We start from the raw sequence: 13,918 nt of genomic DNA, 5'->3' as shown, positions 1-13,918 counted from the left end.
TCAAGCCTTTGATTGGCTAGGAGTTAATTTATGAAGTATTCAATTGCCACCGTTTGTCTCTCTGGCACGCTTGAGCAAAAAATGCATGCAGCAGCTAAGGCGGGTTTCCAAGCAATCGAAATTTTCGAGAATGATTTGACTCAATACCGAGGCACCGCTCGTGATGTAAAACGTATCGCTGATAGCCTAGGGTTGGAAATTTTAGTGCTGCAACCGTTTCGCGATATGGAAGGACTACCACCTGAACTACGCGATAAAAAATATAAGATGATGGAGCGCAAGATCGATCTCGCGCATCAGCTAGGCACGGATCGTTTGATGATGTGCAGTAGTGTTCATCCGCTGGCTTCTCCGGACAGAAACCAATGTGCTGAAGATTTGCATGCCTTAGCCGAGCTCGCTAAACGTGAAGATATGAAGCTAAGTTATGAAGCGCTCGCATGGGGTCGCCACATTGCAGACTACGACGATGCCTGGGATATCGTTAAGCGAGTTGACCATCCGAACCTGGGCATTGTCCTTGACACCTTTCATATGTTTGCCCGTGGTAACACTCTGGACACGCTAAAGAATGAGATTCCAGTTGAAAAAATCGGTCTGGTGCAACTCGCTGACGCGCCTAAGATGCAAATGGACATTCTTCAGTACAGCCGTCATTACCGCTGCTTCCCTGGTCAGGGTGATTTTCCTATTATTGAGTTTGTACAAGCACTTAAAGACAAAGGTTACGACGACTATTTGTCTCATGAAGTGTTTAATGATGAGTTCCGATCTTCGTCTCCGATTGAAAAAGCCATTGATGGTGTACGTTCACTGAAATGGCTTGAGGATCAAAGTAGTGATACGTTCGAGGCTCCTGAGGTAAGTGATATAAGTTTTGTGGAATTTGCGGTCAAAGAGCGCGAAAACAATCCATTTACCGATATCATTGAATCGCTTGGATTTGAGAAAACCCATTGTCATAAAAGCAAAAATGTCGATCTTTACCAACTGGGTGACATTAACTTCGTATTCAACTATGAGAAAAACAGTAACGCCAGCAACTATCTAGAAGGGCATGGTGAATCGGTTTGTGCATTGGGTGTGTTAGCGAAGGATTCAAACCGTCTGGTGGAACTGGCGAAGCGTTACAATAGCCCAACGATTTATCAAGCTCGTCAAGAGAATGAGCTGGATATCCCGACCCTGAAAAGCTCAAGTAACCTGTTAATCCATCTGCTTGATCAAAACCATGCAGAGAAATTCTATGAAGTCGATTTTCAGCCAGTTAAGGATGTCACTGTATCTAATGACAACTTAGTTCGTATCGATCATATGGGGCAGGTAGTCTCTCCAGAAACTTTGCTTTCTAACTTGTTCTTCTACAAATCCATTTTTGGGTTTGTACCGGAAGAGAGTTATGACTTGCCAGATATAAACGGTCTAATCACCAGTCGTACAATCACCAGTCCAAACGGTAAGATTAAGTTTGCGTTAAACAGCACGAGTGCCAAGCAGACCTCTGCTCAGCGCTTTTTGAATAAATCAAATGGAGCAAGCATTAACCAGATCGCAATTGAATGTCGTGATATTTTTTCTGCGGTACAAGACTTGTCACCCATTTACCAGTTGAAAATACCAAACAACTATTACCTCGATATTCAGGCTCAGTTTGATTTAAGTGATGAATTTATCTCAAAACTTAAAGAAAACAATATCCTATACACGGAAGATGATACCGGTAGCTTCTTGCATTTTTACACCAAAGAAGTCAATGGGTTATTCTTTGAAGTATTACAACGAGTTGGAAACTATAAAAAATATGGCGAAACCAACGCGTTTATTCGTTTGGCTTCTCAGGCCTATCATGATTAAAAGTTAGGAATAATATCAATGCCAGCAATTATCTAATCATTCTTGCTGGCATTGGCATAAAAGGAATAAAAAAATAGGTGCTTAGAAGCACCTACTTTTTTATTTATAAGTTAACTAAAAAACGCTGTGACGTTATTTCTTTAGTATTATTTTCCTAGTAAATAGTTAATCGCCAGTTGATAGCCTTTCGTACCCATGCCGATGATGGTGCCTACGGCCACCGGAGAAATATAGGAGTGATGGCGGAACGGTTCACGAGCATGTACGTTGGTAATGTGAACTTCTACTACAGGCACCGAAACACCTGCGATTGCATCGTGAAGGGCAATTGAGGTATGGGTATAAGCACCTGGGTTGAAAATAATGCCCGCGAGTTCACCCGCTTTGTATTCAGCGCCAGCTTGGTGGATGGCGTTAATCAATTCGCCTTCAATGTTGCTTTGCAGGCATTCGACGTCAAAACCAAACTCTGATGCGAGTTTTTTACAGTTAATCTCCACATCCGCGAGCGTTTCGTGACCGTATTTTTCTGGTTCACGAGAGCCCAACAAATTTAGGTTTGGACCATTTAATAACAGTAACTTAGGCATGATGAGAACCTTAACTTAACACAGCTGAGCAAAATGCGATTCACGAAACTCCGCCAACTCGGCAGGGCTAGGTTGGGTATTAGTGAAGAGAGAAAATGCGTCAGTAGCTTGATGGAAAAATAGCTCAAAGCCACTGATAATAGAAACGTTTTTCTCTTTTGCGGCCAAAAGAAATTGAGTGTCTACTGGTGTATAAACAGCGTCGAAAACCCAATCTTGAGAGCCTATCCAGCTTTCTGGAATAGGGGTTCCCGGCATGGAGTAGTGCCCAACTGGAGTGCAGTTTACCAGGCCATTTGCCAGTTTAACGTAAGACTCAAGTGACTGAGCATTGGCCGTCGTCACTTGCAAGTCTTCATTAACCAACTGATCGGCAAGTGCTCGGGCTTTCTTTTCATCCATATCAAATAAAACCAGTTCTGATGCACCTAAATCAACCAGAGACATCGCAACAGCTTTGCCTACGCCTCCACAACCGATTAAGACGACGCGACCAGGTTTTTGCTCGCGCGCTTTTTGGTAAGCCTGTTTAAACCCGGAGTAATCCGTGTTGTAAGCGATAATTTCATCGCCTTTTTTTACTAACGTATTCGCCGCCTGAACGCGTTGCGCTGATTTGTCGAGTTTATTGGCGATTTCTATGGCGATTTCTTTAAACGGATAGGTGACATTTGCGGATTGAATTTCAGAACCGAACAATGCCGTTACCTGAGATTTGAACTCCTCAATATCCCCGCTATCAATACTATTTAATTGATAGCTAAAGTTAATATTTAATTGTTTGGCAAGCTCGTTGTGGAAATAAGGGGATTTTGACCGAGTTATATTTTTACCAAATAAGCGGCATTGCATAGTAAGTACTCCATCTATATATGACGAGATAAGGCTACCATACGTCATTTTTCTAATGATAATTATATTTTTCTAACACCTATTCATTTTTGTTGAATCCTTGTATTTATTGGGTTTTAAGTTGATTTGTTAACGATAAAAGTAAGGTTTCTATCTCAAAAACTTATACCGTAAAAATAAATTGAAATAGTCGAGTAGTTATCTCCGTCGTTATAGTAGTTCAAAACATAACAACAGAAGGAATTGATGAGATGATAATCGATTGCCACGGCCACTATACCACTACACCACCGCAAGTCGGTGACTATCGCGAGAGCCAGAAAGCTGCGGTAGCTAAAGATCCTAAACACGTTGGAAGTAAGGGAACGATCAATATTTCCGATGACGAGATTCGTGAAAGTATTGAAAACAACCAACTGCGTTTACAAAAAGAACGTGGAACGGATTTGACTATCTTCTCTCCTCGTGCAAGTTGGATGGGGCATCACATCGGAAATGAGCATACCAGCCGTTTCTGGACAGAGCACCAGAATGATTTGATTCGCCGTGTGTGTGACCTATTTCCTAACAACTTCGCACCTGTTGCTCAACTTCCTCAGTCTCCGGGTGTAACACCAGCAAAATCGGTACCTGAATTGGTACGCTGCGTAGAAGAAATGGACTTCATCGGCTGTAACCTAAACCCGGATACCACTGGTGGATTCTGGAAAGATGCCTCTTTGGGAGACCGAGCGTTCTACCCACTTTACGAAAAAATGGTCGAGCTGGACGTGCCAGCAATGATTCACGTGAGTGCGGCATGTAACTCGTGTTTCCACACTACGTCGTCACACTACTTAGGTGCGGATACCACTGCATTTCAGCAACTGATGATGTCGGATGTATTTAAAGACTTCCCTGAGTTGAAAATCATTATTCCTCATGGAGGTGGTGCAGTTCCTTACCACTGGGGACGTTTCCGCGGTATTGCACAAGACATGGGGCTTCCACCATTAGAAGAGTCAGTACTTAAGAATATCTACTTTGATACCTGTGTTTACCACCAGAAAGGTATTGACCTACTGCTGGATATTCTCCCTGCGGAGAACATTCTGTTCGCGTCTGAGATGATAGGCGCAGTGCGCGGTATCGACCCAGAAAGTGGTCACTATTTTGATGACACCAAGCGTTACATTGATGCGAGCAATAAGGTTAATGACGAACAAAAAGCGCTTATTTTTGAAGGCAATGCTCGTCGTGTATTCAGCCGTCTGAAGGCATAAGGAATAATATTATGCAAAACAATGTAGTAGTTCAGAATATTCAGCGTGCAGACAAAGACGTGATTGAAGGTCTGCGCAAATGTGGCGTTGCTACTATCCATGAAGCTCAAGGCCGTCGCGGCTTGCTGGCGCACTATATGCGACCTATTTTCCAATGTGATGCGGTCGCTGGTTCTGCGCTTACCATTTCTGGCGCAGCGGGTGATAACTGGATGATGCATGTAGCAATTGAACAAGCTCAGGACGGTGACTTTTTAGTCTTTGCTCCGACATCACCATCAAACCACGGTTTCTTTGGCGACTTACTAGCTACGTCAGCGCAAGCGCGCGGTGTGGTTGGCCTAATCATCGAAGGCGGCGTGCGCGATACGAAAGATCTGCGTGAAATGAATTTCCCGGTTTGGTCAAAAGCCATTTTCAGTGAAGGCACCATTAAAGAAACATTGGGTTCAGTGAACGTTCCAATGACCTGTGCTGAAGAAATCGTCTACCCGGGTGATGTGATGGTTGCCGATGAAGATGGTGTTGTTGTCGTTCGTCGCGACGAAGCAAAACAAGTTCTGGTAGCCGCACTGGATCGCATCGAGAGAGAAGAGGCGAAACGTGTTCGCTTAGCAAACGGCGAGCTTGGCCTGGACATCTATAATATGCGTGAGCGTTTAGCAGAAAAAGGGCTCAAGTATGTCTAACCAAGCCCCTTGTATGTGGATGAGAGCGGGTACTTCAAAAGGTGCATATTTTCTTAAAAGTGACCTGCCTTCAGACCAGTCTTGTCTGGAGAGCTTTCTTCTCGCAGTAATGGGTTCTCCTGACGAGCGACAAATTGATGGGATTGGCGGTGCTGATCCCCTGACATCTAAAGTTGCGATCGTAGCACCATCTGAACGAGATGGTGTGGATGTAGATTATCTGTTCTTGCAAGTGTTTGTAGATCAACCACTAATCAGCACTAAGCAAAACTGTGGCAATATCCTAGCGGGTGTGGCTCCATTTGCGATAGAGAGAGGGATCGTCGAGGCTCAAGAAAAGCAAACGACGGTAAGGATCTACATGGAGAACACCGATCAAATCGTGACGGTGACCGTTAATACGCCGAATCGACAAGTAACCTATGAAGGTGACTGTGAAATTGATGGCGTCCCTGGTAGCGCAGCGCCTATTGCAGTTACGTTCGAAGATACTGCAGGTTCAACGTGTGGTGCTTTACTACCGAGTGGTAACGCGGTCGATGTGATTGACGGTGTTGAAGTGACGTTAATTGATAACGGTATGCCTGTTGTTGTCATCAATGCCCAAGACCTTGGTATTTCGGGCGATGAAAGTCGCGATCAATTAGACAATAACGCTGAACTGAAACAAAAACTTGAATCGATACGGCTACAAGCCGGACCGCTAATGAATCTCGGTGATGTCACTCAATTATCGGTACCTAAAATGACATTAGTTAGCAAAGCTCAGTACGGCGGCGCTATCTCTACTCGTACTTTTATTCCTCACCGCTGCCATGCGTCTATAGGCGTATTAGGTGCCGTGAGTGTCGCGAGTGCGTGCATTTTACCCGGTTCGCCTGCACAAAAATTGGCATCAATCGAGCAAAGCGAAACTTTAGCGGTAGACGTTGAACACCCGATAGGCAAAATGAGCGTAGTGTTGGATGTACAAAACAGCCAAGTCCAAGCTGCAGCAATTTTGCGCACAGCCCGTAAGTTGTTCGACGGAATCGTGTATACAAATAGATAGAATATAAGGACTGACCATGGACAAGGATTATCTGCCTTTTCACCCTAATCCAAGCAAACCCGAGTTTAAGGTGCCGGAAGGTGCTGTGGATAGCCATTGCCACGTATTTGGCCCGGCAAGTAAATTTCCTTACTCGCCAAAACGTAAGTACACGCCGTGTGATGCCTCTAAAGAGCAGTTATTTGCACTGAGAGATTACCTCGGCTTCAGCCGTAACGTTATCGTACAAGCGTCTTGTCACGGTACAGACAATGCGGCTTTGGTTGATGCGCTGAATACTGCAGGCAATTTAGCTCGTGGTATTGCCTTTGTTGATGAAACCGTTACCGACGAAGAACTGCAACTGATGGACAAAGCCGGTGTCCGGGGTGTGCGCTTTAATTTCGTAAAACGTCTTGTTGATACTGCGCCAAAAGAAACGCTAAAGCTTATTGCGGAGAAAATTCGCCCGATGGGTTGGCATGTAGTCGTGTATTTTGAATCCCAGGATATCGACGAGATTGCGCCTTTCCTTAATGAACTTGATATGACCGTTGTCATTGACCATATGGGCCGCCCTGATGTCTCTAAAGGCGTGTACAGCGAAGAGTTTGAGAAGTTCATTAACATGATGGAGAGTAACCCGAATATCTGGACAAAAGTAAGCTGTCCAGAGCGTCTGACTCTTACTCCTCCTAACTATTCAGATGTCGTTCCTTTTGCTCGCGAGTTAGTTGAACGTTTCCCAGACCGAGTTCTGTGGGGAACAGACTGGCCTCACCCGAACATGAAATCACACACGCCGGATGATGGTCACCTAGTTGATGTGATTCCTAAAATTGCACCATCGGAAGAATTGCAACAAGCGCTGCTTGTGACTAACCCGATGAAGCTTTACTGGCCGGAGGAGGTTTAATATGTCTTCTTACCTTGATAACAAGTCCTCAATTGAAGGCACCATTCTGTTTGATGGAGAAATGGCTCGTAAAGGCTACGGTCTGAACAAGATGTGCTTTTCTCTCAACACGGCTTCGGCACGTGAGGAGTTTCTGCGTGACGAAATGGCTTATTGCGATAAGTATGGTCTGACAGAAGAGCAAAAAGTAGCCATTCAAAATCGTGATGTGCTTGGCTTACTTAAGTTAGGCGGAAGTATTTACTATTTGGCTAAATTTGCCGGCATGCTTGGTCTGAATATGCAAGACATCGGTGCGATTCAAACGGGCAAAACGGTTGAAGAATTTAAGCAAATGCTAGTCGACGCGGGGAAATAATCATGGCTAAAATTTTAGGTGGTATCGGTACTTCACATATCCCTGCTATCGGCAAAGCGATAGAACACAATCAACAACAGGAACCATACTGGAAGCCGTTGTTTGATGCGTATCCTCCAATTCATAAATGGTTAGCGGAAGAGAAACCAGACGTTGCGATTCTGTTTTACAACGACCATGGACTGGAGTTTTTCATCGATAAAAAACCAACGTTCGCAATTGGTGTTGCAGACCGTTACGAGAACGCCGACGAAGGCTGGGGCATTCAAACTGTTCCTGATGTAAAAGGTTCGCCAGATTTAGCGTGGCACATTTGTAATCATCTGGTTGAAAACGAGTTCGACATTACAATTTGTCAGGAGATGAAAGTCGACCACGGTCTTACGGTACCGATGCAGCTTTTATGGCCAAATAACTCGTACGACGATGTTCAGGTTATTCCTGTATGTATCAACTGTGAGCAGCATCCAATGCCTTCTCCGAAGCGTTGCTATGACCTGGGCAAGCAGATTGCCGCTGCGGTCGAGAGTTTCGATCAGGAACTAAAAGTGGTTGTGCTTGGCACTGGTGGCTTGTCGCATCAGTTGGATGGCGAGCGTGCAGGCTTTATTAACAAAGAGTTTGACCTGTACTGCATGGATAAACTGGTTTACGAGCCTGAATGTCTGACCAAGCTTTCTGTCCTTGATCTTATCAAAGAGGGTGGTGCTCAAGGCCCTGAACTGAACATGTGGCTTGGTATGCGCGGAACACTGCAAGGTGAGCTGAACGTATTACAGAGCAGCTACCATGCACCAATCTCAAACACTGGCTCCGGTACTATGTTGATCGAGTCAAAATAGTCGTCATACGATTTGTTCATTCTCTCCTTGTTAAGCGGTCACTGAGTGGCCGCTTTGTTTTGTCGCCCTTCATTCAGTTGTTTTTTACCTTATCAACCAGCTGTGTCCTCAAAGAATTACTTAGGCTTAAGTCAAGGCAGCCGCGACTATCACGAAAATAAATAATCGACAGTGCACACCTATTACCGTCTGAGTTTGAATCCGAGTTCAGGTGGCGTTCGGTTTTGGGGTACTGACCTGCTTCCTTTAGTCTAGTCCTGCCTACACTTAGTAACTTCATACAACTCTGAAAACAGGCATTTCCTAAGAAGTTAGTTACTGTTTCCTCGCTTTGATTCAGGTGAGTCTATCTTTAGTTAAAGGAGTACATAAGCAAGAATATTTAATGAGCCACAAACGTACGCTACTAGGGGCACTGTGGACTTAATTTATCTACCGAACCAGATAATTTAACAGATAGAGCATACTGTCTTTTTATATTATGCTTCGGTCTTGGAGACAGTATCATGTGGCTACATGCTTCTTGTAATCTTGAATTCAATATACCTGTACCAACACCATTTATTCTTATGCTTCGCCCGCGTAGCGGATGGCAGCAGTGGGTCGCTCGCGAACAGTACATTCTGACACCTAGTGTGCCGGTGGTAGAGTTTACCGATTCTTTCGGGAACCTTTGCCAGAGACTGGTCTCATCGAGCGGATATTTTAATGTTCATTCATCTGTAGATATAGAAACCTCTGACGAATATGACGTTAACCTATATGCTCCATTTGTAGAAGTTCAGCAACTACCAGAAGACACACTACCATTTCTTCTTCCCAGCAGATATTGTGAATCAGATCGCTTCTCTGATATGGCTCGTTCAATCGTAATTGGCCGTTCAGCTGGATATGATCAATGCGTTGCCATCGTTGATTACATTCGTAATAGCATGCAGTACATTCCCGGAACCGGACAAAATATTATCAGCGCTTCTGAGTTGAATGCGTATGGGCGTGGAGTATGCCGAGACATGGCTCATTTCGGTATTGCTTGTTGCCGAGCATTATCAATACCCGCCCGAATGGTTGTAGGTTATCTGGAAGGGCTAGAACCTATGGATCTTCACGCTTGGTTTGAAGCTTATGTTGGTCATCGATGGTATACATTTGACCCGACCCAGTCTGGTTTGAACAAGGGACGTATAGCTATCGCTTTTGGCCGCGATGCGGCTGATGTTGCCATTTATACGCAATTCGGCGATCCAGTGGAACTCCTATCTATGTTCGTATCAGTTGAGCGAATTACGGGCTCGCCAAGATGAAACTAACCGTTCCCCCTAATCATACCTACTCTAATGGAAGACACATGGCCGTTTTGTAAAGTGCTAAGTTATCAATTCATGAATAACTTCAGGTATTGAAAAATCGCTTAAGGAACTATCTGGTTTTGGTGGCTCAGATCAGCATAAGTCAGCGAATTGACTACGGCAGCTTCTGTAATATTATGAATGACACTATATCTCGGCATTCCAGCCATTTGGTTTCGACGGGAGTTTATATGATGGGCATACTGGTTGTATTCACTTTGGTGCAAAAAATAAGCTCCAGTCAGTAGAGTTGCAATAAAAATGGGTTCCTTATGGTTAGTTAAGGACCGCCAGTACCTATAACTTGCATTGCCTCTATCGAAGTAATTATTTCATTTATTCTATCTGTATTATCTTCAGTGATAGGTACTAATTTCGAGGCTAGACTAAAATAATTCAAGTAGGTTTGAGGCTCTTCAAGGTACCTCTAAAACCCACAACAAAGGAAAAGTAGTCATCAGAAGATCATCGCTCTAAGTCGATATTATATTCACCAGAAATTCAAAGGCTTCTAAAATGAAAATTGAAAATTCTGTAGCATTAGTGACTGGCGCAAATCGGGGAATTGGACTTGCATTCACTCAAGAATTACTTTCCCGCGGTGCAAAAAAAGTCTATGCCGCTGTCCGTGATACATCGACTGTTAGCCTGCCCGGAGTTCTTCCGCTCAGATTAGATGTGACTAAAATCGTTGACGTTAATGCCGTAGCAAAAATAGCATCTGATGTAACCTTGGTAATTAATAATGCTGGGATTGCTCAGACTGGCGGCTTTTTGTTTGAAGACAGTCTAGAGGTAACAAGGCGTACCTTCGAGACTAATTTCTATGGCATTTTGCATATGAGTAAAGCATTTGCTCCTGTACTGAAGAGTAGAGGTGGAGGTGCAATACTTAACGTTTTGTCTGTTGCTTCTTGGGTCAATGACGGCGGGTTGGCGGCGTATGCTGCGAGTAAATCTGCTGCTTGGTCATTAACCAATGCATTGCGCCATGAATTAGCTTCTCAAGGGACTCAAGTTTTAGGTTTACATATGGGATATGTAGACACCGACCTAACACAGGCTTTCGACATACCTAAAAGTAGTCCGGAAGAAATAGTTACTCGCGCTCTTGATGGCTTGGAGGCGGGGCAAAATGAAGTGCTGGCAGACATTATCACTCAACAAGTAAAGCAAGGTATTACAGCCGATCAGCCAGTGTATTTACCTCAAGAGCATTGAGTTTTGAGTGGCAGTAAGGCCTTCCCTGATTACGTACTACTTTCCGCTATAACGAAGTATTGGAAAAGCACTGGATAATCTGATGGTAATTGATTTTTATACTGCCTGTATTGCAATGGGAAGGTAAGCCACTTTGTCTCAGTACCAAAATCTGATCAATAGGTGTCATAGTGATTACTAAAATTTGATCAATAAGCAACGAAGTAACCTAACATACCAAGTGGGACGAAACACAGAAAGGGTGCATTTTGGATCCAGCCTCGATCTGACGGACACAGTGTAGCCTCGCGTATTTATCGGTTTATCTCATTAGGTACTAAGTGCACTGCTAAAATAACACACACCTCAAAACACCCTCCCATCAACACTCGAATTTGTAGTAACCAAAGCCTGCGTCAGTGTAGCGTATAGCACATGACAAGATTGACCAAAACAAACTAATTAGACGGTGATTTTCAGTGTTTCGTAGTCTAAATTTATTAATATGCACGCTATCACATATTCTTGTTGTTGCGTTAATCACCCTCTATCTAGGGTGTTTCGGTTGGAGATAGCAATGAAACTAAGTTCAATATTTGTAGTGGCTTTAATTGTGCTTCTAGCATTAGGAGCTTTCTTTCTGCTTGTAAAATCAATCCCAATGGAACAGAAAATGCCTGCAGAGATTGAAAGAGAGGAAATACACGATTCTCCGCGTGAAGCAATCGATGACGTGTCGCTCCTAACAGGAGAAGCTCCACCCTTAGCTAAAGCTCATCTTCCACGTGAAATATTGGAAACAATAGAACTCACACCACCAGAGAGCATTTATCCCGGCTCATCAGTCGAGAAGTCTAATGACTCCCACCAAGGATTCAAAGATGTAGAGAAAGAACTTAAAAGTATGCTAGATGCTGTGGTTGTGTACAATGTCCCTGAGGCGCCGATCAACATACATAGCTCCTATCAAATTCAATTAATACTGGACCTTAACAGTACTGTTGAAGAGCTCAAACAAGAGATAACTGAACAAGGCGAGATAGAAGACGCTGAAGTTAAAGTAAGCAGAATCATGGAAGCTACGCTCTCCGGGGATAAATTTTCGATTACATCGATAACTCCCGATATACAAATTATTTCCGAATCAGTGCAAACTGAATGGAGATGGGAAATTCATCCCAAAGCAGAGGGGAGGCATAATCTACACCTAACTTTAGTGGCGATGTTGGACATTGATGGGCGAACAACTCCACGCTCTATTAAAACTTTTGATAGATCTATAGAGGTTGAAGTGACCGGAAAACAAAAGATGGTTGCTTTTATATCTAGCAATTGGCAATGGCTATGGGCAACTATCTTAGTACCAGTCGCAGGGTGGATATGGCGACAGCGGAAGGCTAAGTCACAATAGCAAATGCTTATATCTGAGATGTCGACGAAATGGTAACTTAAGTGCGCTGACTCGTACCAGATCTTACATATTCACAGTTAAGTCAAGAATGTTACCACTTCACGCATAAAATCGGTGGCGAATGTATACCTTAGACCATGGGTTGCCTGTCCTTTAGGCAATCCCGGTAATGCTTTAGTAGTCCACTTATGGACTACAACCGCAGTTGAATATCCCGCCAACACCCCTTGGGTTGATTTCGTAAAAGAGTTCATGAGAGATAGGAATTTCGCGGTTGCCTTTATTGGCATTTACGAAGGTGATTTTGCAATGATAGACAAGCTACTCTAAAGCTCTATGTTCAGATTGGGGATGAATTTCCGCTTGGTGCTAAACAGGCGTCTATCGCTGTAATGTGCGCTATGCCCAGCCGAGTTGTTGAAGACTGGTAGTATCATTCCATATTTTGGTCATATGCTTGATAAGGTCACCTTCAAATTGAATCGCATAGACATAATCAGCTTCGACAGTATTCCCTGTAGGATCGATCGGGCCACCCGGACCAGTTTGTGTACCATGAAAAACAGCGAAAGCAGTAACAATATTGCGCTCTTTGTCTTCTGAAAAGCTCTTTAATTCATAACGACCATCTGGAATAGGTGTTAATAACCCCTTCGTCCATTCTGTATAGGCTTCTAGGCTGTCAATATCTGCCAATGCTCCAGCCTGAGATGAAAAAGTTGCACCAGAGTGACAATAAATTTTGCATGCATCCCAGGCTTTTCCTGTTTCACATGCATCGAAAAATTTCATGGCGATTTCTAATCTGTTGCTTATGAGTTATTTCTCCTTTGTTTTTACTGTCTACTCTTTGGTATAGCACTGTTTCCTTGTTATATCAGCCAACAGTATTTATTTAACTCGTCATGCAAAGCCAAGTGCTTCTTCAGCCATTAGTAAAATTAGGTCAGTGAATGACAATAGAAGTGTATCAAAAAACTAAAACCAAATGATTTTGGGCAGAAATACGTTGAGGCTCCTATCGGTACTGTTCCTATCGGCACTGTAACTTTAGTGCATGACAAACAAGGTACTCTTATCTGTAATATTCCAATTTACTCTGTTTTCACTCAAGAGTAGAATGCGCCGACATTGGCCCTGGCTCATCATCGTAGTGGGTCATCTATTTGAGTTTGAGTGTTGATGAATCCTGTTTTTCTCAGTATTTCGTTACTTATATGTAGTAACGTTTTTATGACTTTCGCATGGTATGCTCATTTAAAAGAGCTGAACAATAAGTTGTGGGTAATTGCAGCGCTCGCAAGTTGGGGAATTGCATTATTTGAATACCTGCTACAGGTTCCTGCTAACAGAATTGGCTTTACCGTATTGAGCGTTGGCCAACTAAAAATTATGCAAGAAGTCATCACATTGATGGTATTCGTTCCTTTTTCTGTTCTTTATCTAAAAGAACCCCTAAAACTCGATTATCTATGGGCTGGTTTATGTTTAGTCGGTGCTGTTTATTTTGTATTTCGTAGCAAATTCATATAACTGGTTTAACATGTCCATAAGCACCGTTTTCA

14 protein-coding genes are annotated in these 13,918 nt (G+C 43.4%); 11 read left to right on the top strand and 3 right to left on the bottom strand.

Annotated features, from left to right (window positions below; translation table 11 throughout):
- Positions 1–30 precede the first annotated feature (30 nt).
- Positions 31–1,854, top strand: a complete 1,824-nt coding sequence (locus WJM94_RS05605; RefSeq protein ID WP_444493249.1) for a bifunctional sugar phosphate isomerase/epimerase/4-hydroxyphenylpyruvate dioxygenase family protein — start codon at positions 31–33, stop codon at positions 1,852–1,854.
- Between the two features lie 146 nt (positions 1,855–2,000).
- Here the strand turns inward: WJM94_RS05605 and aroQ are convergent, their stop codons facing one another.
- Together aroQ and WJM94_RS05595 are read right to left on the bottom strand one after the other, a co-directional pair.
- Complete coding sequence (aroQ, locus tag WJM94_RS05600; protein WP_444493248.1) at positions 2,001–2,444, bottom strand: type II 3-dehydroquinate dehydratase; 444 nt, start codon at positions 2,442–2,444, stop codon at positions 2,001–2,003.
- A 15-nt stretch (positions 2,445–2,459) separates the two neighbouring features.
- Positions 2,460–3,296, bottom strand: coding sequence for a shikimate dehydrogenase family protein (locus tag WJM94_RS05595; protein ID WP_444493247.1), 837 nt, complete (start codon positions 3,294–3,296; stop codon positions 2,460–2,462).
- A 251-nt stretch (positions 3,297–3,547) separates the two neighbouring features.
- Here WJM94_RS05595 and WJM94_RS05590 point away from each other — a divergent pair, with 251 nt between their 5' ends.
- The 9 genes from WJM94_RS05590 to WJM94_RS05550 all read left to right on the top strand — a co-directional run bounded on the left by WJM94_RS05590 (position 3,548) and on the right by WJM94_RS05550 (position 12,353).
- Positions 3,548–4,558 carry an amidohydrolase family protein gene (locus tag WJM94_RS05590; RefSeq protein WP_444493246.1) on the top strand — a complete coding sequence of 337 codons (1,011 nt, stop codon included), beginning with the start codon at positions 3,548–3,550 and terminating at the stop codon, positions 4,556–4,558.
- 11 nt (positions 4,559–4,569) lie between these two features.
- Positions 4,570–5,247, top strand: a complete 678-nt coding sequence (locus WJM94_RS05585) for a 4-carboxy-4-hydroxy-2-oxoadipate aldolase/oxaloacetate decarboxylase (RefSeq protein ID WP_422834030.1) — start codon at positions 4,570–4,572, stop codon at positions 5,245–5,247.
- The gene (locus WJM94_RS05580) at positions 5,240–6,298 is read left to right on the top strand and encodes a 4-oxalomesaconate tautomerase (RefSeq protein ID WP_444493245.1); all 1,059 of its coding nucleotides are present in this window, start codon (positions 5,240–5,242) and stop codon (positions 6,296–6,298) included. Before WJM94_RS05585 ends, WJM94_RS05580 begins: the two co-directional genes overlap by 8 nt.
- 16 nt (positions 6,299–6,314) lie before the next feature.
- Positions 6,315–7,193: an amidohydrolase family protein gene (locus WJM94_RS05575; protein ID WP_444493244.1), complete on the top strand. Its 879-nt coding sequence runs from the start codon at positions 6,315–6,317 to the stop codon at positions 7,191–7,193.
- Between the two features lies 1 nt (position 7,194).
- Positions 7,195–7,551 (top strand): protocatechuate 4,5-dioxygenase subunit alpha, encoded by a 357-nt coding sequence (locus WJM94_RS05570; protein ID WP_444493243.1) that lies wholly within the window; start codon positions 7,195–7,197, stop codon positions 7,549–7,551.
- A 2-nt stretch (positions 7,552–7,553) separates the two neighbouring features.
- Positions 7,554–8,393 (top strand): class III extradiol dioxygenase family protein, encoded by an 840-nt coding sequence (locus WJM94_RS05565; protein ID WP_444493242.1) that lies wholly within the window; start codon positions 7,554–7,556, stop codon positions 8,391–8,393.
- A gap of 506 nt (positions 8,394–8,899) precedes the next feature.
- Positions 8,900–9,697 (top strand): transglutaminase-like domain-containing protein, encoded by a 798-nt coding sequence (locus WJM94_RS05560; protein ID WP_444493241.1) that lies wholly within the window; start codon positions 8,900–8,902, stop codon positions 9,695–9,697.
- 561 nt (positions 9,698–10,258) lie between these two features.
- Positions 10,259–10,963 (top strand): SDR family oxidoreductase, encoded by a 705-nt coding sequence (locus tag WJM94_RS05555; RefSeq protein ID WP_444493240.1) that lies wholly within the window; start codon positions 10,259–10,261, stop codon positions 10,961–10,963.
- Between the two features lie 556 nt (positions 10,964–11,519).
- Entirely contained in the window at positions 11,520–12,353 is an 834-nt protein-coding gene (locus WJM94_RS05550) for a hypothetical protein (RefSeq protein ID WP_444493239.1), read from the top strand.
- 399 nt (positions 12,354–12,752) lie between these two features.
- Here the strand turns inward: WJM94_RS05550 and WJM94_RS05545 are convergent, their stop codons facing one another.
- Positions 12,753–13,145: an ester cyclase gene (locus tag WJM94_RS05545; RefSeq protein ID WP_444493238.1), complete on the bottom strand. Its 393-nt coding sequence runs from the start codon at positions 13,143–13,145 to the stop codon at positions 12,753–12,755.
- 390 nt (positions 13,146–13,535) lie between these two features.
- Between WJM94_RS05545 and WJM94_RS05540 the strand changes: the two genes are divergently transcribed.
- The gene (locus WJM94_RS05540) at positions 13,536–13,886 is read left to right on the top strand and encodes a DMT family protein (protein WP_444493237.1); all 351 of its coding nucleotides are present in this window, start codon (positions 13,536–13,538) and stop codon (positions 13,884–13,886) included.
- The last annotated feature ends 32 nt before the right edge of the window (positions 13,887–13,918 follow it).

Origin of the sequence: Vibrio sp. YIC-376 (assembly GCF_052353105.1) — a bacterium.
In the GTDB taxonomy this organism is placed as follows: Bacteria; Pseudomonadota; Gammaproteobacteria; order Enterobacterales; family Vibrionaceae; genus Vibrio.
Note: the sequence above shows the minus strand (reverse complement) of the source record. Positions and strands in the feature narration are given on the sequence as shown.